The sequence below is a fragment of the Pseudomonas sp. SMN5 genome (assembly GCF_052041925.1).
In the GTDB taxonomy this organism is placed as follows: domain Bacteria; phylum Pseudomonadota; class Gammaproteobacteria; order Pseudomonadales; family Pseudomonadaceae; genus Aquipseudomonas.
Map to the genome: position 1 here is coordinate 153,444 of NZ_JBKGGX010000010.1, position 21,759 is coordinate 175,202.

At 59.9% G+C, this 21,759-nt stretch carries 20 protein-coding genes and 1 pseudogene; 13 read left to right on the forward strand and 8 right to left on the reverse strand.

The features are described 5' to 3' along the window. Positions 1-141 precede the first annotated feature (141 nt). The 7 genes from ACLEJR_RS12400 (at position 142) to ACLEJR_RS12430 (ending at position 7,088) form a co-directional block, all read left to right on the forward strand. Positions 142-1,431 carry a PucR family transcriptional regulator gene (locus ACLEJR_RS12400; protein ID WP_440814263.1) on the forward strand — a complete coding sequence of 430 codons (1,290 nt, stop codon included), beginning with the start codon at positions 142-144 and terminating at the stop codon, positions 1,429-1,431. Positions 1,432-1,562: 131 nt separating this feature from the next. Next, positions 1,563-2,267, forward strand: coding sequence for a heavy metal response regulator transcription factor (locus ACLEJR_RS12405; protein WP_440814266.1), 705 nt, complete (start codon positions 1,563-1,565; stop codon positions 2,265-2,267). Next, positions 2,267-3,640, forward strand: coding sequence for a heavy metal sensor histidine kinase (locus ACLEJR_RS12410; protein ID WP_440814267.1), 1,374 nt, complete (start codon positions 2,267-2,269; stop codon positions 3,638-3,640). Before ACLEJR_RS12405 ends, ACLEJR_RS12410 begins: the two co-directional genes overlap by 1 nt. A gap of 161 nt (positions 3,641-3,801) precedes the next feature. Next, complete coding sequence (locus tag ACLEJR_RS12415; RefSeq protein ID WP_440791829.1) at positions 3,802-4,062, forward strand: DUF2790 domain-containing protein; 261 nt, start codon at positions 3,802-3,804, stop codon at positions 4,060-4,062. Between the two features lie 45 nt (positions 4,063-4,107). Further along, entirely contained in the window at positions 4,108-5,166 is a 1,059-nt protein-coding gene (locus ACLEJR_RS12420) for an oxidoreductase (protein WP_440814268.1), read from the forward strand. Between the two features lie 68 nt (positions 5,167-5,234). Further along, positions 5,235-6,572 carry an NTP/NDP exchange transporter gene (locus ACLEJR_RS12425; protein ID WP_440791833.1) on the forward strand — a complete coding sequence of 446 codons (1,338 nt, stop codon included), beginning with the start codon at positions 5,235-5,237 and terminating at the stop codon, positions 6,570-6,572. 15 nt (positions 6,573-6,587) lie between these two features. Next, positions 6,588-7,088, forward strand: coding sequence for a lipocalin-like domain-containing protein (locus ACLEJR_RS12430; RefSeq protein WP_440814270.1), 501 nt, complete (start codon positions 6,588-6,590; stop codon positions 7,086-7,088). A 79-nt stretch (positions 7,089-7,167) separates the two neighbouring features. Here ACLEJR_RS12430 and ACLEJR_RS12435 read toward each other — a convergent pair whose 3' ends face one another. After that, complete coding sequence (locus ACLEJR_RS12435) at positions 7,168-8,859, reverse strand: thiamine pyrophosphate-binding protein (protein WP_440791837.1); 1,692 nt, start codon at positions 8,857-8,859, stop codon at positions 7,168-7,170. Between the two features lie 169 nt (positions 8,860-9,028). Then, a complete protein-coding gene (locus ACLEJR_RS12440; RefSeq protein ID WP_440814273.1) occupies positions 9,029-9,184 on the reverse strand; it encodes a hypothetical protein in 156 nt (51 codons plus the stop codon). 51 nt (positions 9,185-9,235) lie between these two features. On the opposite strand from ACLEJR_RS12440, the pseudogene ACLEJR_RS12445 reads away from it, so the two are divergent. The 4 genes and pseudogenes from ACLEJR_RS12445 to ACLEJR_RS12460 form a co-directional block, all read left to right on the forward strand. Further along, positions 9,236-9,775: pseudogene (locus ACLEJR_RS12445) on the forward strand (substrate binding domain-containing protein); the annotation flags it as partial. Between the two features lie 226 nt (positions 9,776-10,001). Continuing rightward, positions 10,002-10,337, forward strand: a complete 336-nt coding sequence (locus ACLEJR_RS12450; RefSeq protein ID WP_440814275.1) for a hypothetical protein — start codon at positions 10,002-10,004, stop codon at positions 10,335-10,337. A gap of 2 nt (positions 10,338-10,339) precedes the next feature. Continuing rightward, on the forward strand, positions 10,340-10,765 hold the full coding sequence (locus tag ACLEJR_RS12455) for a VOC family protein (protein ID WP_440814277.1): 426 nt from the start codon (positions 10,340-10,342) through the stop codon (positions 10,763-10,765). Positions 10,766-10,836: 71 nt separating this feature from the next. Continuing rightward, positions 10,837-10,995, forward strand: a complete 159-nt coding sequence (locus ACLEJR_RS12460) for a DUF2986 domain-containing protein (RefSeq protein WP_440814278.1) — start codon at positions 10,837-10,839, stop codon at positions 10,993-10,995. On the opposite strand, the gene ACLEJR_RS12465 is transcribed toward ACLEJR_RS12460, so the two are convergent. Next, positions 10,992-11,891: a LysR family transcriptional regulator gene (locus ACLEJR_RS12465; RefSeq protein WP_440814281.1), complete on the reverse strand. Its 900-nt coding sequence runs from the start codon at positions 11,889-11,891 to the stop codon at positions 10,992-10,994. The two genes, ACLEJR_RS12460 and ACLEJR_RS12465, sit on opposite strands and share 4 nt — an antisense overlap. Positions 11,892-11,995: 104 nt before the next feature. On the opposite strand from ACLEJR_RS12465, the gene ACLEJR_RS12470 reads away from it, so the two are divergent. Continuing rightward, the gene (locus ACLEJR_RS12470) at positions 11,996-13,414 is read left to right on the forward strand and encodes an aldehyde dehydrogenase family protein (protein ID WP_440814283.1); all 1,419 of its coding nucleotides are present in this window, start codon (positions 11,996-11,998) and stop codon (positions 13,412-13,414) included. Positions 13,415-13,450: 36 nt separating this feature from the next. Here the strand turns inward: ACLEJR_RS12470 and ACLEJR_RS12475 are convergent, their stop codons facing one another. The 3 genes from ACLEJR_RS12475 to ACLEJR_RS12485 all read right to left on the reverse strand — a co-directional run bounded on the left by ACLEJR_RS12475 (position 13,451) and on the right by ACLEJR_RS12485 (position 18,053). Next, positions 13,451-15,736, reverse strand: coding sequence for an Orn/Lys/Arg decarboxylase N-terminal domain-containing protein (locus ACLEJR_RS12475; protein WP_440814285.1), 2,286 nt, complete (start codon positions 15,734-15,736; stop codon positions 13,451-13,453). Continuing rightward, positions 15,733-17,139: a putrescine-ornithine antiporter gene (gene potE / locus ACLEJR_RS12480; protein ID WP_440791852.1), complete on the reverse strand. Its 1,407-nt coding sequence runs from the start codon at positions 17,137-17,139 to the stop codon at positions 15,733-15,735. The genes ACLEJR_RS12475 and potE overlap by 4 nt, the downstream gene beginning before the upstream one ends. 161 nt (positions 17,140-17,300) lie before the next feature. After that, positions 17,301-18,053, reverse strand: a complete 753-nt coding sequence (locus tag ACLEJR_RS12485; protein WP_440814287.1) for an SDR family NAD(P)-dependent oxidoreductase — start codon at positions 18,051-18,053, stop codon at positions 17,301-17,303. A 102-nt stretch (positions 18,054-18,155) separates the two neighbouring features. Here ACLEJR_RS12485 and ACLEJR_RS12490 point away from each other — a divergent pair, with 102 nt between their 5' ends. Then, on the forward strand, positions 18,156-19,100 hold the full coding sequence (locus ACLEJR_RS12490) for a LysR substrate-binding domain-containing protein (RefSeq protein ID WP_440814289.1): 945 nt from the start codon (positions 18,156-18,158) through the stop codon (positions 19,098-19,100). Between the two features lie 71 nt (positions 19,101-19,171). On the opposite strand, the gene ACLEJR_RS12495 is transcribed toward ACLEJR_RS12490, so the two are convergent. Together ACLEJR_RS12495 and ACLEJR_RS12500 are read right to left on the reverse strand one after the other, a co-directional pair. Beyond that, on the reverse strand, positions 19,172-20,218 hold the full coding sequence (locus ACLEJR_RS12495; RefSeq protein WP_440791858.1) for a class I SAM-dependent methyltransferase: 1,047 nt from the start codon (positions 20,216-20,218) through the stop codon (positions 19,172-19,174). 209 nt (positions 20,219-20,427) lie between these two features. Further along, positions 20,428-21,690, reverse strand: a complete 1,263-nt coding sequence (locus tag ACLEJR_RS12500; RefSeq protein ID WP_440814291.1) for an OprD family porin — start codon at positions 21,688-21,690, stop codon at positions 20,428-20,430. Positions 21,691-21,759 lie beyond the last annotated feature (69 nt).

Below are 21,759 nucleotides of genomic sequence, written 5' to 3' on the forward strand. Positions count from 1 at the left end.
CCAAAAAAGAACACGGAGCGTCACGGTGCCCCCTTGTATTTTTTGTTCAGGCAGTGAGTTCATGCTAGGTTTCCCCTGACCTTGCGCCAAGGTACGAACTGCACCATTTTCCCTGGATTTTTTGAGTGATTTGCACTGCCCATGACCAGTACGACAACCCCTTGGCCGCACCCCTCGGAAGCCGTTCGTGAGCTCCTGCGCAAAGGCGCCGAGCTCGCTCAGACACTGCCGTCGGAGTGGGTCGAGCGCCTCAACCAGGCGCTTTTCTCCTCACCGGAAGATGCCAGGCTGCTGGAGGATCCTGTCATTCTCGCGGCGTGTCGACGCGCCAACCGGGCAGAGTTGCTGCACTGGGCGAACGCCAATCTGCAGCGCCCTGGAGAGCCGGTGCAGCCCTACGTCTCGGCGGACATGGTGGACACGGCCAGGGAGCTCGCCCGCAGAGGGCTGTCCGAGTTGTTGATGAATGTCGCGAGGTCGACACAGAACACTGCCTGGGAGCTGTGGATGAAGATGGCTTTCAAAATGACCCGGGATCCGGTGGTGCTCGAGGAATTCCTGGACGTGTCGTCGCGGTCGATTGCCGAATTCATCGACGGCAACATGCGGCTGGTGACGCAGATTATCCGGGAAGAAAAGAGCGTTCAGGCCTGTGATGACCACGTCGACAAACGGAGCTTGGTCAATCGGCTGCTCGATGGCAGAGAGGTGGATACCGAGCAGTTCGGTAGACGCCTGGGCTACAGCGTTTCCCAGAAACACTTTGCCTACCTCGTCTGGAGCGAGACCCCGGATGCCGACATCCGGAATCTGGAGGATATGGCGCGCGCCCTGGCTCGCCTCACTGGATCGACGTCGCCCCTTATCGTATCGGCAGGGCCCGCCACCTTGTGGGTTTGGTGCAGCGCGGCAAAGCCGCTGGACGTGAACAAGCTGCGCGACGTCTCGAACCAGTATCCAGAACACCGCGCGTCGGCAGGATCTTTGGCAGCGGGGCCCAACGGTTTTCGAAAGTCACATCTGGAAGCTCTGGCAACCCAGCGACTCATGGGGAGGCTTGCTGGAGCGCCCGCCGTCGCCACCATAGACCAGGTCAGGATGATGTCGCTGATCACGCAAGACGCCCGCGCGTCCAAAGAATTCGTTGTCAGCACCCTGGGCCGCTTGGCGACGCAGTCCTGGGTATTACAGCAGTCGTTACATGCATTCCTGGCCCATGGTTGCAACATCACCCAGACCGCTGAAGTGCTGGGGACCCATCGCAATACGCTGCTGCGCAGGCTTGAGCGCGCTCAGGATCTGTTGCCGGTTCCGTTTGCCGACTACCGGATCCAAATAGCCGTGGCACTTGAGCTGGTGATTTGGAACACTCCGTTTGATCGCGACGGTGAAACTAAAGGCAGGGGCCAAGTCACTCAGCCGCAAATATAGGCGAGTCGCAGGTAGCCGACGCCGGCCGTCAAAACCATTTCTGACAAGAATGTCAGGAAGCAGTCAGCCTCCAGACACTTTGCCTGTCTAAACTCTGTAGGTTGCCCCCGCGTCCACAGAGGAACCACTTGATGCGTCTGCTCATTGTCGAGGATGAAGAAAAGACGTCCTCCTATGTCCATCGTGGCTTGAGCGAGCTTGGCTACATTGTCGATGTCGCGACCAATGGCATTGATGGCCTGCACTATGCGGTGGAGATGGATTACGACCTGGTGATCCTCGATGTCATGCTGCCAGGCAAGGACGGCTATGGCGTTTTGCAGGGGCTGCGCCTGCACAAGAAAACCCCGGTGATCATGTTGTCGGCCAGGGGCACGGTGGATGATCGTGTCCGGGGACTGCGAGAGGGCGCCGATGACTACCTGGCCAAACCTTTTTCCTTTGCCGAGCTGGTCGCGCGGGTCCAGGCCCTGATCCGACGTCGTGCCGATGACGCTGCCGACCCGACCCACCTGCGCATCGACGACCTGGAGGTCGACCTGCAAGCACGCAAGGTGACACGGGGCGGGGTGCGGCTGGACCTGACAGCCAAGGAGTTCTGTCTGTTGAGCCTGCTGGCACGGCACCAGGGGGAAATTCTTTCCAAGTTGATGATTGCCGAACAGGTCTGGGACATGAATTTCGACAGCGACGCCAACGTGGTCGAGGTTGCGATCAAGCGCGTGCGAGCCAAGGTCGATGTGCCGTATCCGCGCAAACTGCTGCACACCGTCCGCGGCATGGGCTATGTGTTGGAGAGTCGTGACGCCAACGACAGGCCGGTCGGTGCGCAGTGATGAAAGGATCGATTGCCAAGCGGCTTGCCCTGATGTTTGCGCTAGCGGTCACGCTCATCACCGCTGTCAGCGCGACGCTGTTGCGCTGTTCCTTGAAACAATCGCTCGAAGACCAGATGCAGAACGAGCTGATCCTGCGTCATTCCGTACTCGATCCGGTGCTCGCAAAATATGATTCGCCGCAATTCTGGATCGGCTTGCGCCAGAAGCTCGACGGACTGACGCCCGCGGACGAGCGGGTGCGCTATTGGGTGCTGGTTGACGACCCCGCCTACAGTTATGGCGGGGCGATGCCGGACGGCAAGGATTGGTCCAAGCGCCCGGATGGTTTTTCCACCGTCGAAGTACCTGATCGGGATCGGCCCCTGATGCTGATGATCAAGACCATCGCGGCCATGGGCAGCCGGCCGGAGTTACGTTTTATCGTCGGGCTCGATTCGACCCCGTTCATGAAGACCTTGGACCATTTCACCAAGATCCTGGTCCTGACTTCGGCCCTGGGCGTCGTGCTGGTCGCTCTGCTGGGCTACTGGATCGCGCGTTTTGGCCTGGGGCCGGTCAGGCGCCTGAGCCGTCAGGCCAACAGCCTGCCACCGGGAGATTCCAAGCAGCGACTGGACACCGAGGCGCTGCCCGGCGAATTGCAAGAATTGGCGGTGTCGTTCAATGGTGCCTTGGCTCGCCAGGAAGCGGCCTGGTGCCAGCTCGAAGGTTTCAATGCCAATGTGGCCCATGAGCTGCGAACGCCACTGACCAACCTGATCGGCCAGACTCAGGTCGCGTTGGCCCATGGGCGGGACGTGAACGAGCTTCAGGATCTGTTGCAGTCCAACCTCGAAGAGCTGGAGCGGATGGGCACTATCGTCAACGACATGCTGTTCCTGGCGGGCGCCGAAAGCGGCCAGCGCGCAACCGAGCTGAGTGATGTCTCGCTGAACGAAGAGGCGTCGAAGACGGTTGAATATCTGGAGCCGGTCCTGCATGACAAGCAACTGAGCGTAGTGATCCAAGGCGACATGCACATGTGCATCGACCGTCGCCTTTTCCACCGTTCCCTGGCGAACCTGATACAGAACGCGGCGCGATACGCGGTGCCGAGCAGCACGATAACCGTGAGCCTGGTCAGCCACGGCATGCAGGCCGAGGTCAGCGTATCCAACACTGGCGAGCCGATTGATAACGTGCACCTGGAACGCTTGTTCGAGCGTTTCTATCGTGCCGACGCCGCCCGTGCACGAAGTGATGCGCACCATGGCCTGGGGCTCTCCATTGTGCGGGCGGTGGCCTCCATGCACGGTGGCCGGGTGTTCGCCCACAGCAGGGACGGCCTCAATACCTTCGGTTTCTCCCTGACAAGCCAGGCAGCGCGCTAGCCGCCACACCCTCGATTTGCGCTGTTGCATTCAGCGCAAGCCGGTGTTTCTCCAGTGCCGGCCTTTGACATGTTCCTGTCAGTCGGCAGTCACCTTGACGTCAGTGTCCTGCTCCTAGAGTGCTACCACCATCTCGGTAAAGGCAGTCGTGGAGTCTCACCATGAATATCCAGAATGTATCGGTCGCCAGTCTGCTGGCAGTCATCACTTTGAGCGGTTCACCTCTGTTTGCCAAAGAACAAACGCAACCACCGGCTTACGAGTACGGCATGCCGCTGGACGTCGCCCAGGCCATTCGTATCGAGGCGCCGCAATCGCCCGTTTGCGAAGTGGTGCCGGCAACGATGACCTACGTGGATACGCACGGCGAAATCCGCCGGGTCAGCTTCCTGCAACTGTCTGATGCATGCGCCATCCAGTGAGCGCTGGCCGTATCGGTTCCATCTTCAAATAGAGAGCACTCAACCATGTGGAATACAACAACAAGCTTTTACGCATTCGATTTCAAGAACCTCACGAGTCCGCTGCTCAGGCTGGCGCGAGCGCTGGCCGCCGGCGTCGCGTTGCTCAGCGCCGTGAGCGTCGACGCTTCGGCCCGGGTTGCCCCGAAACCCGACTGGTCGACCGACGATATTCCGTCCCAGAACGGCAGGATCGTCCTGATTACCGGCGGCACCAGCGGCATGGGGTATGAGGATGCGCTGGCGCTGGCGCGGGCCGGCGCCGAAGTGATTATCGCGGCACGCAATCCTGAACGCGGAGCCGAAGCCATCGCCCGTATTCGACAGGCGGTGCCTGACGCCAAGGTGCGCTTCGAGGCCGTGGACCTGGCCAACCTTTCATCCGTACGCGGCTTGGCCCAGCGCCTCAACCAGACGCTGCCGCGCCTGGACGTGTTGATCAACAATGCCGCCATCATGGCGCCGCCGGAACGCGGCACCTCGACGGACGGTTACGAACTCCAACTGGCGACCAATTACCTGGGGCATTTCGCATTGACCGGCTTGCTGGTGCCGCTCTTGCGCCAGAGCGAGGATGCGCGGGTGGTAAGTCTCTCAAGCATTGCAGCGGCGCGTGGCACGGTGAATTTCGATGACCTGCAGTTCGAGCAGAAGTACGACCCTTATGCGGCCTACGCGCAATCGAAGCTGGCCATCCTGCAGTGGGCCTTTGCATTGCAACGGCGCAGCGATGCCCAACAGTGGGGCATTCGCAGCGTTGCCGCGCATCCGGGCGTAGCGGTCACCGAGTTGATTGCGCGAGGTCCGGGCCTCAACAGTGAGTTCGGCCAACGCTGGGCAAAGGACCGCGACGTGTACCACTCGGCGGCGCAAGGGGCGTTGCCCACGTTATATGCCGCCACCGCACCGCAAGCCAACGGTGGAGCCTATTACGGCCCGACCGGAGACGAGGAAAAACGCGGTCCGCTGGGCTTGGCCAAGACGCCAGCCGCGGCGACCAACCAGACGGATGCCGAGCGGCTCTGGGCCGTCTCTGAACGGCTGACCGGCATCACCTACCCCTGATGCGAACATGGGCATCGGGTTCGTCCGGTGCCCATCCTCTGACTTGTTAGCGTCTCCCTGGAGTTCCCATGCGTACGCCTTCCTATCTGCACCGGCTGAGCCGCGCCGTTAACGCCCGCGACGGTGAGCTGTTTGCGGCGCTGTGCGGTTTCTTGTTGTTCCTGTGCCTTTTCACCGGTTACTTCATGCTGCGCCCGATCCGCGAGTCGATGGGCATCGCGGCGGGTGTGGAGAACCTGCAATGGTTGTTCACTGCGACGTTCGTCGCCATGCTGGTGGCCGTTCCTTTATTCGCCTGGCTCAGTGCCAGGGTACCGCGCCTGCGCCTCATCGATTGGGTGTACGGTTTCTTCGGGCTCAACCTGTTGATGTTCGTCGAGGTCTTCCAGTTCCAGCCGGACAGCATCTGGCTGGCCCGGGTCTTCTACGTCTGGATCTCGGTCTATAACCTGTTCGTCGTATCCGTGGCCTGGAGCTTGATGGCGGATGTATTCGACAGCGAGCAGGCCAAGCGGCTATTTGCCTTTATCGCGGCGGGCGCCAGCATCGGCGGCCTGCTGGGGCCAGCCCTGAGTGCGCTGCTCATCGAGCCCGTCGGTGCGTCAGGCTTGATGCTCTTGGCGGCGCTGCTGCTCGGCGTGACGCTGGTCTTGAAGCGGGCATTGATGACATGGCGCGAAACGGGCGGGGCGGGCCGTCCTGGCGCCGCGCCGACGCAACCCACCCGCCAGCCCTTGCAAGGCAACCCGTTCAGTGGCTTGACGGCGGTGCTCCAGTCACCTTACCTGCTGGGGATAGCCGGATTCGTGGTGCTGCTGGCGACGGTCAGTACCTTTCTCTATTTCGAGCAGGCGCGGCTGGTGGCCGAGCTTTACCCGGATCGCGCTTCACAAGTGCGCGTTTTCGGCACCATCGACATCATCGTGCAGGCGGGCGCGTTACTGTCCCAGCTGTTCATCACCGGTCGTATCGCGCCTAAGCTGGGGATCCGTGCGTTGTTGGCCATCGTGCCGTTGCTGATGTGCATCGGCTTCGTCGGTCTTGCATTGGCGCCCGGATTTGCCCTGCTTGCAGCGTTGATGATCATTCGGCGCATCGGCGAGTACGCGTTCGTCAGGCCGGGCAGGGAGATGCTCTTTGCACCGTTGGACGCCGAGAGTAAATACAAGGCCAAGAACGTCATCGACACTGTGGTTTATCGTGCCGGCGACGCTATCAGTGGTTGGGCCAAGAGCGTGCTCGACATGCTGGGGCAGGGCGCCGGCCTGGCCGCAATGGTAGGCGCGTGTTGCGCGTTGCTGTGGGGGTATCTGGGCTGGCAGCTGGGCCGTCAGGCGGATAATGCCGCCTCGCGGGAGCTACGCCTGGCGATTATCTCGACCAGGACATCGCGTCCTTACGGTTAATGGAAGGTGATACGGATGACTCTGAAAAACAGGGTATTGGCAGTGGGCGCGGTGATTGCCTTTTCGGTTTTCTCCACGGCCTTTGCGAGCACAGAAAATCCATTTGTCGGCACCTGGCGCGTCATCAGCGCAACGGTCGAGCGTCAGGGCGGTACCTCGGATGCTTATGGACCCAATCCTCATGGCTGGCTCGTTTTCACCGCAGAGCTGACGTTCGTTGAAGTGCTCACTGATCCGCGTGTGCCGGCGTTTCGCTCCGCCGTTCGTGGCGAAGGCACCGATGAGGAAAACCGTGCAGCCATGGCGGGTAGCATCGGTTTCTTCGGACGCTATACGGTTGACCAGAATGGCGAGTTCACGGGCAACACCGTTGAGGGGTCTACTTTTCCAAACTGGGTGGGCGCTGTGCGTACGCAGGATGACTTGCAACTGAAGATCGATGGCGACCGGATGGTGGAAAATTTTCGGCGCCCCGATGGGTCCAGGGTTCACATCATCTTTGAACGCGTCAGGTAATTTCGATTTTCGCCCCTGGCGGCGGACACATCGCCTACTGCCCGTCTGGGCAGGGGCATCGACCAGGGGCGTCCATTCTTCAGGGCGTGATCGGCAGTTCAATGAGATTCGGGCAGCCTGAGCGAATACCTTCTTCGACAGCTCCCGCAATATCGCTGGCGCGCTCGATCCTGCGCGAAGGGATGCCCAGGGAAGAGGCGAGGGCCAGGAAATCGATGGCCGGGTTGCAGAGGTCCATGCCGATGAATTGGTGAGTGCTTGCACTTCGGTAGTGCGCCTGGCTACGAGCGTAGTTCTTCAAAATGTTGTATTCGCCGTTGTTCATGACAACGAACGTCACCGGCAGCCGTTCATGCGCCGCCGTCCAGAGTGCTTGCGGTGAGTACATTGCCGAACCATCACCGACCAGGCAGACGACCGGGCTGCGATCCAGGCCAAGCGACGTACCGACAGCCGCCGGCATGCCCCAGCCCAGGATGGCGCTGCGGGTAAAAAGATACTGGCGAGCCGAGTGGGAATCCAGGCAGGCACGAACATGAGCAATCGTGGCGGGTGCTTCGTCGACGATCCAGACGTCCGGCCCGATAGCCCGGACAGCCTCGTGGGCAGCCACGAAAGGCGTTGTCACCGGCGTGTCGAATTCGCGACTGACGCGAGCGGCGACGTCGGCACGACGTGCATCGCGTCCCTGGCCAGCGTTGTGTCGCAGCGTCGCAATGGCCTTGCTGTGTGGGTCCAATTGCTTGTCCAGTATCGGCAACAGCGCTTGCAAGGAGAGTTTTAAATCCCCGATCAGCCCTAGCGCTGTCTCGTGGACTCTGCCCAGTTGGTGCCCATCGCCGGTCAACTGGATAAGGCGACAGTGAGGTGGAATAGCCGGCCCCTGGGAATATTGATAGCTGATCAACGAATGGCCACCGAGCAGAAAGACCGCGTCGAAGTCAGAGAGCGCCTCCCTGATATCGGAAGCCTTCGCAGACAACGTTCCCTGCCACTGCGGATGAGCCGTCGGGAACGGAATATGCCCGGGCCAGGATGGCCCGTAGACCGGCGCGCCGAGCGCTTCGGCGAGCATCACGGCTTCGACTTCCGCGCTCGACTGGATCACTTCCTCTCCCACGATAATTGCCAGGCGGCCGGGGGTGATTGTCGCTAAGGCAGCGGCCAGTTCTTCAATCGCCCCGGTCACGGCCCCGCGTTCTATTCGCGATGGTGGGCCGACCGTCACATCCGCGTGCTGCTCCATCACGTTAATCGGCAGGGAAAGGAAAACCGGGCCGGCCGGCCCCGTGCGGCAGTCCTGAAACGCACGACGCAGCAGCATCGGGATATGCTCGGGATGATGAATTTCCTCCGCCCATTTGACGCTCGGGCGGGCGAGGGCGACGAGGTCTCCGTGGAGCAGCGGGTCGGTCACGCCATGTCGCGTGTCTTGTTGACCCGCCGTAATGACAAGCGGCGTATTGGCCATTTTCGCGTTGAGAATTGCGCCCATTGCATTGCCGAGCCCACCGGCCGTATGGAGGTTGACGAAGCCGGGGCGACCGGATGCCTGCGCGTAACCATCGGCCATCGCGACCACGGAGGTCTCTTGGAGACCGAGGATATATTGGATGTCTGAGGCCCCGGAGAGGGCGTCGAGCAAAGCCAGTTCGGTTGTTCCCGGATTGCCGAAGACGTAGCGTACACCTTCGCTGCGAAGCACCTCTACGAACAGGTCCGCGCCGCGTTGCCCGCGGCTTTTGAGAAGAACATTGGATTCTGAAGGCATGACACCGAGCCTCATCAGGTCTGGAGACTTTAATTTAACTGGATTCCTGTGACGACTGTAGTGCGGCAATCGGATTGCCCGAGCCAGGATGATATCTGGTGAATGCAGTCGATTACCTTGTGTGCACCGCATCGGACCCTCACTATGGGCGGAGCCCGGTGCGAGGATGTCACTCGAAGCGGCAGGCTTCTTCAAAAGACAAACGTGGATCACGTGGATAAAGACGGGAATCGTCACCATGTCCGATGGTGAAAATGAAGTTCGCCTTCCACGAAGTGCCGCTGAAAAAAGCATCGTCAATGATCGCATTGTGGAAACCGGACATGGGACACACATCTAGCCCCAGTCCTCGGGCCGCGATGATGCCCGAGTCGATCTCCTGGGCGAGGGCATTGACGTCGCGATGCGCGGAGGTGATCGAGATCCGTCACTGTTCGCACGTAAGCTCGGCACGAGTTACCAAACCCTTGTAGCGAGTCCAGGCTACCTGGCGGCACGCGGCGTTCCGGCACAACCCACTGATCTGAGTGTCCATCACTGCATCACCACGCCGTCTTACGGTGGGCCGCGCACCACCTGGCGATTGGGAGGCGTCGACAATCAAGCAGCAACCGTGGAAGTGGATGGACCTTTTCAGGCCAATACCTCTTTTGCTCAGCTCCAAGGGGCGCTGGCCGGATTGGGCATAGCGCTACTGCCCGCCGCAATCACCGCAACCCATGTCGAGGCCGGGCGTCTGAAGGAAGTGCTCCCTGATTACACTTCAGGCGCGATAGGCGTCCACTTCGTTTATCACAGCCGTCGCCAATTGCCCCGTGCGGTTTCAGCGTTCATCGACTTCGCCGCCGGCACCATCAAAGAGCTGGGGCTGATGCAGTTTGATATGAGCCATGAAAAATCCGTAGGTAGGGTTTGATCGATCTGCGCGCCGTCTGTATGAGCTTCTCCGGCAAAGCTTTGACAGTGCGAAGGGAGCAGGGCAGTGAATCAACGTCCGGAAAAGGTGCCGTTTCAGCTGTGCCGATTCGGACAACCAGGTTGTTGGCTTGGCGTCCGCTTTGGAGCCAGATGGCGTGGCTATCCAGTAAAGCCAGAATCTTTGTTTAACATAATATACATTATGTGTACTTGTATAAACACGCATGGGAGGCTCTGCTCATCATCCCGTCACTCCTGATGGTCGCTATTTTGTCGTCAAGGGTCGTCTGTGGCGCTGCACCAATCCTCATCTGAGCCATGCAGATCGAGATCGCTGGGTGAAAGCTTTGATGGCCGCTCGACGCTCAGTCAAACTCGCCAAGGCTGATGCCGATGACGCAGCGTTGGCCATGGCGCGTTCGGCTGTCAATCAAGCCAAAGTGGCGTTGGGTGAACGCGGTGCGCCTTGGTGGGATGACGGAGCGCCTGATGTGAACCAGTGTCTTGTCGTCAATACTCGATACGCTGACTGGTACGCTGAACTCAATCAAGCGTACTGACTATGACTCACGTACGCTTTTCCCTGGGGCAAAAAATGATTTCACATGTACTCGTAGGCGTGAATGACTTCGATCGATCACTTTCGTTTTATCAAGCGCTGATGCAGTTGCTCGGGCTGGAAATGAAGTTCAAGGACCTGGAACGTCCATGGGCCGGTTGGAAGCATCCGGAATTGGCGCGTCCCCTATTTGTGGTGGGAAAACCGTTCGATGGCGGACTGGCAACACCTGGGAATGGACAGATGACAGCCTTGCTGGCAATGAATCGAAAGACTGTCCGTAATGCTCATGCGTTGGCTTTGAAACTGAACGGGACATGCGAAGGCGTTCCAGGCCTGCGACCTGAATACCATCCTGATTTTTATGGTGCGTACTTTCGCGACCCTGAAGGCAACAAGCTTTGCGTGTGTTGTCATGATCCTGAGTAGATCGACCATTGCCCTCGCCCCGCTCCTTGCTTCAGGATGCTGACCCTTTTGACCCAGGAGCTGTTGAGATCATGAATCGCCAGAAGAAACTGCAGCAACTGTTCAAGGCAAAAGCCAAAAAGGCCAGCGCCAAACTTGCGCCGAAGAAGCCCAAGTACATCAGTAAGGCTGACCGGCTGAAGATGGCTGCCGAGGCCGAATCATCTGCGGTTGATGGCACTGAAAGCTAAGACGAGCCGGCCTCTTCGTGAATCAGATCGATCAGGGCCCGCAGGCCGGCGGGTATGTGCCGATGGCCGGCGTAATACAGGGACAGATCAAACGCGGCAGGCGCCCACTGCGCGAGTATTTCAATCAGGCGTCCATCAGCCAGTTCGTTCCTGACATACCATTGAGGCAATTGCGCAAGCCCTACTCCTTGCCTGACCGCTTCCAGCATCAGCACCGGCGTGTCCAATACCAACGGTCCGTGTACATCGGCGGTCATTGGCTGACCCTCGCGGACGAATTCCCAAGGCGATAATGCGCCGTCAGGAAGACGCGCCCGTATACAGGCCTGATCCACCAGGTCTTCGAGAACCACGGGTTCGCAGTGACTGGCAAAGTAGCAAGGCGAACCTACGACCACCATCTGCACGTTCTGCATGATAGGCACTCGAATCATATCCCGTGGCACCCGGGCACTGGGTCGTAAACCCGCGTCGAATCCCTCGGCGATGATGTCGACCATTTTTCCCTCGGTCGTGATATCGATCGTCATGCCGGGGTATCGCTGTAGAAACTTGAGCAGTACAGGTTGGAAAACCATCAGCGCCGCGCCCAACGAACTGTTGATGCGCAGCGTTCCTGTCATTACAGGGTTGGCCTGCAGCACGGTCTCCATTGCGTTCTGGATATGGCTGACGGCTGGGCCTATCTGATCGACAAAGTGTTGCCCGGCTTCAGTCAGGGATACGCTGCGGGTGGTGCGATGGAATAACCGTGCGCCCAGCCGTGCCTCCAGGCTGGCAACGGCGTTGCTGACCGCTGTGGTGGACATGTTCAGGTCAATGGCTGCCGCGCGAAACCCTCTTCGCCTGGCGACCGCCAGCACGACTTCCAGTTCGATCAGGCCACTTTTATACATTGTCCCGGATTCCTTGATAATTCATCCGCATTTGATCCGATTATCAGCCTGAAGACGAACCGCTAGCCTGATCTCCTCATTTCGAATCCAGACCAGGTTCAATCATGTGGAACATTACAGAGGCTTACATCGATGGCGCTTTCATCCCGGTACAGGGCACGGAGGTCATCCACGTCATCAACCCCACGACCGAAACGATCCTGGGCACTGCCACACTGGCAAATCGTGCTGATGCAATTTCAGCCATCCAGGCCGCCCGTAGAGCGCAGCACACATTTGCACGCACAACCAAAGCCGAGCGCATCGAGATGCTCAGGCAGCTTCAGGCTGCGGTGTTGGGCAGCGCCCAGCAGATTCGCGATTCGGCGACTGAAGAGTATGGCGGCGTATTCGCGCGTACCCAGTGGATCAGTCAATATGTGTCCCAATCTTTTGCCAATGCCGCGCAAACCCTGGAGGACTATCCGCTGACTCGTGTCATCGGTGCCGCGCAAGTCAGGATGGAGCCGGTGGGCGTTGCCGCGCTGATTGCTCCTTGGAACAGCGTTGCCGGCACGGTTTGCAGCAAGCTCGCCTCGGCCATCGCTGCAGGGTGTACGAGCGTGATCAAGCCGAGCGAGCTGAGCCCGTTACAGACTCGGGTCCTGAGCGAGGCACTGCACAGCGCCGGGCTGCCCGCAGGCATCTTCAACATCCTGATAGGACGGGGCCACGATGTTGGCGATGAGCTGAGTCGTCATCCTGATGTCGCAAAGATTTCCTTCACCGGTTCGACAGCGACCGGAAAAGTGATTGCCCAAGCCGGCGTCGAGAGCATGAAGCGTGTAAGCCTGGCATTGACCGGTAAATCGGCGTCAATTGTGCTGGACGATACGGATCTGACCACTGCCCTGCCCTTGATCATGAACGCCGCCTTCATGAATAACGGCCAGGCCTGCGTGGCCGGCACGCGCCTGCTGGTGCCACGAAACCGACTGGAGGAAGTGATCAGTGCTGTGCAAGCGTATACCGCGACACTGCGGGTGGGCGACCCACACGATCCGGACACGGCTATCGGCCCACTGGTCAACCTTGCTCAATATGAACGGGTCCAGCGCTACATTCATCGCGGCATCGAACAAGGTGCCAGGCTGGTTGCCGGTGGCTTGGGCCGTCCAGCCGGACAGGAGCGTGGATATTTTGTACAGCCGACGATATTCGCCGAGGTCAGTGTCGATATGGACATTGCTCGCGACGAGATTTTCGGGCCCGTGCTATCGATCATGGCCTTTGACACCGATGAGCAGGCGATCGGTATCGCCAACGACACGGTCTATGGGCTCCAGGCTTATGTGTTTTCGCAGAATCGCTCGCGTGCCCAGGCCGTGGCGTCCCGGCTCGAAGCCGGGACGGTGATGATCAACCGTATCGCGCCAGAGCTACTGGCGCCGTTTGGCGGCCTGAAGCAATCGGGCATCGGCAGAGAGTTCGGTGTCTTTGGACTGGAGTCGTTCCTGGAGCCGAAATCGATTGTCAGCGCCTAGAGCCGCTGCGGTTCATCCGAACGCAGCCGACCCGGCTCATTTCAACACCAGCATCCGATACTCCCCCGCCTCGCTTTCGATCCCGTGGGTATCGTGGGTGAAGCCCGGAAAAGACTTATCGAAGCTCTCCAGCGCCTTGAGATACGCCAGCAGCGGACCGTCTGCCGGTCCGGCATTTTCCCCCGGCATCAACAATGGAATGCCTGGCGGGTAAGGTACGATGCCGGTGGCCGCGATGCGGCCGGCGGCTTGTTCCAGGGTGACCTGCTCGACCTCACCCTTGACCAGCTTTTCGTAGGCCTCCACCGGGCTGAATACCGCGTTGGGTAACGTACCGAAAGCCCGGGACATGGCCGCAGTGGTCTTGGTCTTTTTCATCGCGGTGAAGATCTCTTCGGCCAGGTCCTTCAAGCCCATGCCGGCGTAGCGTTGCTGATTGGCCGTCATCAGGTCCGGCAGGCACAGTTCGAGCTCCAGGTTGGTGTCGTAGTCGCGCTTGAAGTCCAGCAACGCATTGACCAGCGTCCCCCACTTGCCTTTGGTGATACCGATGGAAAACAGGAAGAGGATGGTGAAGTCCGTGGTTTTCTCGACGACGATGCCTTGATGCCCCAGGTAGGCGCTCAACACACAGGCGGGTATGCCGAAGTCGAGCAAATTGCCGTCGTCGCCCATGCCCGGGCTGAGGATCGACACCTTGATCGGATCGAGCATGCAGTAGCCGTCTTCGATATTACCGAAGCCATGCCAGACCTCGTTCGGATGCAACACCCAGCAATCCGGGACGGACTTGAGCCTGGCGGGATCGACTTCATGGAATGCGACCGCCGTCCCGTCGACCAGCACCGACGGTGGCTGCCAGCACGAGAAGAACCAGTCGTCATGATTCGACATCTCGTTTCGCATGCGTGAGATGACCTGGCGGAACGCGATGGCTTCCTCGATCGATTCATTGGTCAGGATCTGCCCGCTGGGCGCTTCCATCATTGCCGAACTGACATCGCAGGACGCCATGATCGCGTAATTGGGCGACGTCGAGGCGTGCATCATGAACGACTCGTTGAACCGACCGTGGGGAATCGGATTGCGGCCGTTACGCACGTGGATCATCGAGGCCTGGGACAGCGCCGCCAGCAGCTTGTGGGTCGACTGTGTAGCGAACACGGTTGGCTTGCCCGGATCGTGGTCCTCCGGGCTGCCGTGCATTGCAAAACGGTCCTTATACAACGGGTTGAAACGCGCATAGCCGTACCAGGCCTCGTCGAAATGCAGGCGATCGACGCTCTGCCCCAATAGCTCTTCGACGCGTGCGACGTTGTAGGTCAAGCCGTCATACGTGGAGTTGGTAATGATTGCGTGTACCGGCGTTGGGTCAATGTGATCCTTGACCAGCGGATTGTCGGCAATGGCCGCCCTCACCTCTTCAGCGCTCAAGGTTTGCGGCAGGATCGGACCGATGATGCCGTAGCGGTTGCGCGTCGGCACCAGGTACGTGGGAATCGCGCCGGACAGTGTCATCGCATGCTCGGCCGACTTGTGACAGTTGCGGTCGCACAGGGCGATCTGATCGCGGGTGACACTCGCCATCAGGATTACCCGGTTGGACATCGAGGAGCCGTTGGTGACGTAGTACGTGCGATGGGCGCCGAATACCTTCGCCGCGTAACGTTCACCCTGGCCGATGGGGCCGCTGTGATCGAGCAACGAGCCGAGTTCACCCACCGAGATCGACAGATCCGAGCGCAACAGGTTTTCCCCGAAAAACTCGTAGAACGCCCGGCCGGCGGTGCTTTTAAGAAAGGCCGTACCGCCCGCATGCCCCGGGGTGTGCCAGGAATATTCATAGCTGCGGGCAAACTTCAGCAGCGCGCCGAACATTGGCGGCAGCACTGCCTGGCGGTAACGCTCGATGGCGGCCATGATCCGCCCGCTCAGGAAGCGACTGGTGTCTTCGGGCAGCCAGATGAAGTCGTCGGCGTGCTGCATGACGATCAGCGGCACGCTCGACGCGGTGCTGCGGTCGCTGATCAGGAAGACAGGCACACGGGTGTTGCGCTCACGCAGGGTCGTGAGCAGGTCGATGCATTCGCGATGATCTGCGCTGCTGTCCATTTCCCAGCTGAGCAAAACGCACTGGATCGCCGGATCGCTGCTGAGGATCGACTTTGCATCGCTCAGGCTTTCGGACGTCAGCACGCTGATGGCGCGCTCTTCCACATCACTGATCAGCTGGATCAGCGCCCGGCCGAACACGCTGCGTTTGTCCGGCTGGTTGCAGACCAGCAACGCGAGCATGCCGAGCAGGTGTCTGTTTTCCGTCATGATTGAGGCTCCAGTCTGGCCGATTGCAAATGATTGGCCGGCAGGTCATTCACCGGGATAGGTTCGCCAACGATGTGTTGCGCCGCGACGGTTTGGGTCGGAACGCTATTGTTCACGGCCTCCAGGCGGATCAACCGCGTGTTGACGAAACCGAACAGCGTGTAGCCGACGATGGTTGCAACGCCGCCCAGCATCAGCGCCTGGGCGCCCGAGCTGTACAACGCCAGGTAGCTGTAGGCCGCTGCGATGCCGGCAACGATGTTGGTGATGAGGGCTTTGTTGGCCGGAACACCGGAAACCTTCTGCAAGGTCATCAAAGTAGCCATCGACAGGATGTACGGCACCAGGTTGGTGACTACCGCTAGGTTGACCAGGGTGTCGAACTGTTTGGCCAGGTCGGGGCTGATGGTCAGCAACGCCATGGCCGTCTGCATGGCGAGCAGGATCAGCATGCTGATGATCGGCACGCCGTGCTTGTTGGATTTGGCGAAGATCGGCAGGAAATACCCGGTGTCCGCCGAGCTTTTGAAGACCTGGGCAACAGTGAACTGCCAGCCCAGCAGCGAACCGATGCACGCCAGCACCATCAATCCCATGACGATGTCGCCGACCAGGGGCGTGAACATCTTGGCGAACACCAACCCGAACGGCGCAGTGGAGCTGACGAGTTCAGCGTTGCTCACGATGCCGGCGATCACGTTGGTGGACACGATGTAGATCACTGCCGCGCCCAGCGTCCCGCCAAGCACTGCGATGGGGACGTTCTTCTCGGGATTCTCCACCGCATCGCCGTTGGCGCAGGCCGATTCGAGCCCGAGAAACGCCCAAAGTGTAATCGCCACCGAAGCCCCGGCGGCGTCGTACCAGGTTTTATCGTGGGGATTCCAGCCGGCGGCGTAGACGCTGCCCTCGAACCAGAACCAGCCAATCGTCGATACCAGCACCACCGGCGCGATAACACCCCAGACCGTGACCGCGCCAATCTTGCCGGTGATGCTCGCCCCGCCGAAGTTGGCGAACGTGGTAATCCAGAGCAATGCGATAGTCGCGAGGCCGACTTGCAGGGAGTCGAGTTTTATCCCAAAAAGCGTCTGGATATAGCCGACCGCGGTAATACTGATCGCCACATTGGCAATCAACAGCGACAGTCCGTAGGTGTAGTTGGTGATGTAGTTGCCGGATTTACCAAAGGTGTACTCGGCATACCCGCCCATGCCGCCGGTCTTGCGACTGAGCATGCCGCATCGGGCAAAGGCATAGGCCAGGGCCAGCGAACCGGTGGCGGTGATCAGCCACGAAAGGATTGAAATACCGCCCACTTCGGCGAGTTTGGTGGGCAACAGCACGATACCTGAGCCCAGCATGTTGACGGCCGTCAACATCGTGAGCTGCCCAACACTCATTTTCTTAGCCACCTGGCCTCCCTCTCCTGCAATCTCCGTGTAGAGGCTTAGGCTTAGCAGAAAATTCGTAGAGGGCAACCCTATAGCGCTCTATCGAGCCGCTAAAACGCAGATCAGGCGGTACGCACCGCGTAACCGCCTGATACCCTGCTGCTGCTTGATCAAACCTGGGCCTGGCCCCCGTCGACAAACAATTCCGCACCGTTGACGAAGCTTGAATCGTCGCTTGCCAGGAACACGGCAGCGTTTGCGATCTCAACCGGCTCCCCTACCCGGCCCATGGGCACCAGCGATGCCAGATAGTCCAGCAGGCCTTGCTGTTGCTCGGCATCCGGGCCAGCCAGATCGACCAGGCCTGGGGTGCGGGTTGCGCCCGGGCTGATGGTGTTCACCCTCACTGCCCGATCCTTAAGATCCAGGATCCAGTTACGGGCAAACGCTCGCACGGCAGCCTTGGACGCGGCGTACACGCTGAATGCCGCCGTCCCCGAACTCCCCGCCGTGGAGCCGGTGAGGATGATCGATGCGTTGCGTGCCAACAGCGGCAAGGCCTTTTGTACGGTGAACAGGACGCCCTTGACGTTACGATCAAATGTCTCGTCATAGTGGGATTCCGTGATTTCACCCAGGGGCAGCATCGAGCCGCCACCGGCATTGGCGAAGAGCACATCCAGATGCCCGCGTTCCTCGCCGATGCGTTTGTAGAGCGCATCGAGCTGGTCCAACTGCGTGGAGTCCACGGCGACGCCCGTCGCGTTGCCCACCAGGGCTACCGCTTTATCCAGTTCCGCCTGGCGGCGACCGGTGATGTAGACGTGGGCGCCCTCTTCTGCGAAGCGCTTGGCCGTAGCGAGGCCAATACCGGTGGTGCCGCCGGTGACCAATGCGATCTTGCCTTCAAGTTTCTTGCTCATGATGTTTCTCCGTCGAGTAGGTGATTGCTGTTGAGAGAAGCGTATCGACGACGGAAATATTTCAAAATAGAATTGTTTGAAACTCATCATTGCAGGATTGAAATGGCAAGGCTTCCTGATTTCGAAGGGCTGGCGATGTTCGCCAAGGTGGCTGAAGAAGGTTCCTACGCAGCTGCTGCTCGGGCCATGGGCGTATCGGTACCGACCGTGTCCCGGGGCGTGGCACGTCTGGAGGAACGTTTGGGTAGCCGCTTGTTCAATCGAACGTCGCGGCAACTGGCGCTGACAGAGTTCGGGCAGCGCATGGTCGAACAAGCCAGTGCGCTGTATCGACAGGCGGAAGAGATGGAAAGCGCCGCCCATGAAATGTCGGTGCAACCCCGTGGACTGGTGCGCCTGGCCGTGCCGATGTCATTCGGTCTGCGCTGGGTTGCGCCGTTGTTGCCTGAGTTGCTTGCCCGATATCCGGGCCTGGAACTGGACTTGCATCTGTCAGATTCGACAGTAGACCTGGTGGCCGATGGATTCGACGCGGCACTGCGTATCGCCGCCCTGCCCGACTCGTCGCTGGTTGCACGACACATCTGCGCCGTGACGCAGTACCTCGTGGCGTCGCCCTTGTACCTGGCGGAACATGGCCGGCCGACACATCCTCGCGAACTGACTGAGCATGCCTGCATGAGTTACGCCTACCGGGCACGGAGCCAGGTGTGGCGTTTCACCGATGACCACGGCGCCGAGGAAGACGTGACGCCGAAGGGCCCGCTTCGGGTGACCAATTCTGATGCGCTCATCGCCCCGCTGCTGGCAGGCATGGCGATTGCCGAGTTGCCGGAATTCATCGCCTCCGAGTATCTGGCCGACGGGCGTCTGGAGCAGCTTCTGCCTGAATGGAGCATGACTCGGGGCGGCCTGTATTTCGTGACGCCCTCGGCCCGCACCCGCCCACGCAAAGTCCAGGCGCTTGCAGATTTTTTCGTGGAGCGACTGTCGAGCCCGAGTTGGCGCTGGAGAGCGCCGGGACGGCGCGGCCCTTCAAGCGACTGATGCGTCCCGGCGGCCATAGACGAGCGCCGTGCACGGACCCGCCAGTCATGCACGGCCAACCCAGCGCGCTTCTACTTTCGAGCCTCCAGAATCAAATTGAACGGTGTCTCAGCCGCGCGGCGCAATTGGCTGAACCCTGCTGCGTCGAACACCTCACGCAATCTCCCCTCCCCAGCCTGCGCCCCCAATCCCAGCCCCACTTCCTGGGACAGAGAGTTCGGCGTGCAGATGAATGTGGAGGCGGCGTAAAACAGCCGTCCGACAGGGTTTATGTTCTCGTCGAGCGTGTCTTTGGCATAGGGCTCGACCAGCAGCACCGTACCATCGTCTTTCAACGATCGGTAGGCATGCTGCGCGGCGCCGACCGGGTCGCCCATGTCGTGCAGGCAATCGAAATAGCAGATCAGGTCGTAATCGTCACCGGGAAAGTCCTTGGCGGTGCTCTGGGCAAACGTCACCTGCTTGGCGACTCCGGCCTCCTGGGCCCGCTGCGTGGCGGTGGAGATGGATGGCGCATGATAGTCGAAGCCGACAAAGCGCGACGCCGGAAAGGCCTGCGCCATCACGATGGTCGAAGCGCCGTGCCCACAACCGATGTCCGCCACGCGGGCCCCGGCGGTGAGTTTTTCCACCACACCTTCCAGTGCCGGCAGCCACTGCGACACCAGGTAAGTCTTGTAGCCGGGCCGGAAGAATCGCTCGGTGCCGCTGAACATGCATGGATGGTGCTCACCCCACGGCAGTCCGCCGTCTCCGCGCATGGCCGCCACTAACTTGTCCTTATCGTGGAACATCGACGCCACCACCATCACACCACCCGCCGCGTACACCGGCGAATCCTCAATCGCCAGAGCCATTGCCTGTTCTTCGGGTAACACGAACCGGCCGTCGCGGTGCTCCATGTAGCCGGACGCTACATGAGCGCTGAGCCACTCCCGGATCAGCCGCGCATTGCAGCCGGTCCGGTCGGCAAGTTCCTGGGGCGTTATCGGCTGGCTATCGGCCATGGCCTTGTACAACCCGAGTTCATCGCCAAGGATGACGTTGGCGAGCATCGCCGAGGCGCCCATGTCGGACACCAGCTTGCCCATGAACTCGTTAAGCTTTGCCTCGTCCATTACGTACCCTCCTGTGAGAAGGCCACCGTCGACACGGGCATGCAGGACCTGAAAGCTGTTGCGGTGGTCGGATGGATTGGCCTGCGGCCTGAATCCCCGCAGGGACAATCAGTCTATTCCTGGACAAGCGCTTGGGTTTACTGACGCGACGCCCGGCACCGCGGCACCGCGGCACCGCGGCACCGCGTCACCTTTGCGCTGTGCTGCGATCAGAAGGACATCGTATAACGCAGGACCAAGCGGTTTTCGTTGGCACTGTCAGCGTAGGTCGAGCGGTTGGCGGAGTTGCGCCATTGAACGCCCAGCCCTTTTATCGGCCCGCTCTGAACGACGTAGGCGATATCCGTGACACGCTCCCATTCCTTACCCCTCTGTCCCTCGGCCCGCAGCGCTGCCGCTTGCCGGGTGCTCAGCAACGTGGGATCGACATCGTCACCTTTTACATACCTTAGGGTCAGAGTCAGCCCAGGGAGGCCGGCACTGGCGAAGTCGTAGTCGTAGCGGGCAAACCATATGCGTTCGTTCGGCGCCGTAAAGGTACTCACCAACGACTCGGCAAACAGATAGGTGTCGGTGCCGTTCACGAAGGCGAAGGGCGTATCTCCCCAAGCTTTCTGATAGCCGCCGCCAATGGTGTGGCCTTTCAGGCTGTAGGCGAAGTAACTGCTCAATGTGCGGTTATCCACCTCCCCGAGGCTCTCATCCCCGGTTTCCCTGGCATCGAACACGCGCACATCGGAAATGATCGCGCCGGTGGACAATGGCTGATTGAGCTTCAATCCATAGAAGTTCGAGCGATAGAGATCCTCCAGTTCGGCAACGTGATAGCTCAACGTCAGGGTCGGGAGGGCTTTGTAGTCGAATGCCAGGTAATCGAAATGATCGGCCTCGGCAGCGCGGTAACCAAACGCAGTGAGGGATTCAAAATCCGTGGAGTTGCGTTGCCTCACGGCGTTCACCCGAATTGCAGAAACCGTCAGCGAATCCACGTCGTTGGACACCAGGGACCCACCACGGAACACCTGAGGCAACAGTCGGCTGTTGTTGCTCCATAACAGCGGCATCAGCGGGCTGAGGCCGCCAATCCGCAAGTCGCTCTTGCCCAGTCGCGCCTTGGCCGTCAGGGTGTATTTCGCGTATTCATCCTCGACGTTTCGCTGCCTGTCGTACGCCAGCAGGCCCGATCCGGTCCGATCGCTGCTAGAGTCGAGCTTCAGCCCCAATAGCCCCTGGGCGTCCAGGCCGAAACCGATCGTGCCCTCGGTGAAACCAGACTGAAGATTGAGGATGAAGCCCTGCGCCCATTCGTCTCGCTTGTTCTGTGCAGCACCCTCATTACGATAGTCGCGGTTGTAGTAGAAGTTTCTAAACTCCAGGCTTCCTTTAGCATCGTTGATGAAATCAGCGAACACCAAAGGAGCTGATGTAAGTGTTGATATTCCGACCAGGACCACCACAGGGGATTTCGACATACAGGCACCTTTTGTTTTTGTTGTGTGCGTGAAAGCCTGCCGCCTGAATGGGCGGCATTGATTTTTTTT

Coding starts and splice junctions, on each gene's coding strand:
- ACLEJR_RS12415 (WP_440791829.1), top strand. CDS start 3,802: ATGAATATCCAGAATGTATCGGTCGCCAGTCTGCTGGCAGTCATCACT.
- potE (WP_440791852.1), bottom strand. CDS start 17,139: ATGAGTGTTGGGCAGCTCACGATGTTGACGGCCGTCAACATGCTGGGC.
- ACLEJR_RS12470 (WP_440814283.1), top strand. CDS start 11,996: ATGTGGAACATTACAGAGGCTTACATCGATGGCGCTTTCATCCCGGTA.
- ACLEJR_RS12440 (WP_440814273.1), bottom strand. CDS start 9,184: ATGTCCGGTTTCCACAATGCGATCATTGACGATGCTTTTTTCAGCGGC.
- ACLEJR_RS12465 (WP_440814281.1), bottom strand. CDS start 11,891: ATGTATAAAAGTGGCCTGATCGAACTGGAAGTCGTGCTGGCGGTCGCC.
- ACLEJR_RS12475 (WP_440814285.1), bottom strand. CDS start 15,736: ATGACGGAAAACAGACACCTGCTCGGCATGCTCGCGTTGCTGGTCTGC.
- ACLEJR_RS12450 (WP_440814275.1), top strand. CDS start 10,002: ATGGGAGGCTCTGCTCATCATCCCGTCACTCCTGATGGTCGCTATTTT.
- ACLEJR_RS12405 (WP_440814266.1), top strand. CDS start 1,563: ATGCGTCTGCTCATTGTCGAGGATGAAGAAAAGACGTCCTCCTATGTC.
- ACLEJR_RS12460 (WP_440814278.1), top strand. CDS start 10,837: ATGAATCGCCAGAAGAAACTGCAGCAACTGTTCAAGGCAAAAGCCAAA.
- ACLEJR_RS12495 (WP_440791858.1), bottom strand. CDS start 20,218: ATGGACGAGGCAAAGCTTAACGAGTTCATGGGCAAGCTGGTGTCCGAC.
- ACLEJR_RS12400 (WP_440814263.1), top strand. CDS start 142: ATGACCAGTACGACAACCCCTTGGCCGCACCCCTCGGAAGCCGTTCGT.
- ACLEJR_RS12435 (WP_440791837.1), bottom strand. CDS start 8,859: ATGCCTTCAGAATCCAATGTTCTTCTCAAAAGCCGCGGGCAACGCGGC.
- ACLEJR_RS12430 (WP_440814270.1), top strand. CDS start 6,588: ATGACTCTGAAAAACAGGGTATTGGCAGTGGGCGCGGTGATTGCCTTT.
- ACLEJR_RS12500 (WP_440814291.1), bottom strand. CDS start 21,690: ATGTCGAAATCCCCTGTGGTGGTCCTGGTCGGAATATCAACACTTACA.
- ACLEJR_RS12420 (WP_440814268.1), top strand. CDS start 4,108: ATGTGGAATACAACAACAAGCTTTTACGCATTCGATTTCAAGAACCTC.
- ACLEJR_RS12485 (WP_440814287.1), bottom strand. CDS start 18,053: ATGAGCAAGAAACTTGAAGGCAAGATCGCATTGGTCACCGGCGGCACC.
- ACLEJR_RS12410 (WP_440814267.1), top strand. CDS start 2,267: ATGAAAGGATCGATTGCCAAGCGGCTTGCCCTGATGTTTGCGCTAGCG.
- ACLEJR_RS12425 (WP_440791833.1), top strand. CDS start 5,235: ATGCGTACGCCTTCCTATCTGCACCGGCTGAGCCGCGCCGTTAACGCC.
- ACLEJR_RS12490 (WP_440814289.1), top strand. CDS start 18,156: ATGGCAAGGCTTCCTGATTTCGAAGGGCTGGCGATGTTCGCCAAGGTG.
- ACLEJR_RS12455 (WP_440814277.1), top strand. CDS start 10,340: ATGACTCACGTACGCTTTTCCCTGGGGCAAAAAATGATTTCACATGTA.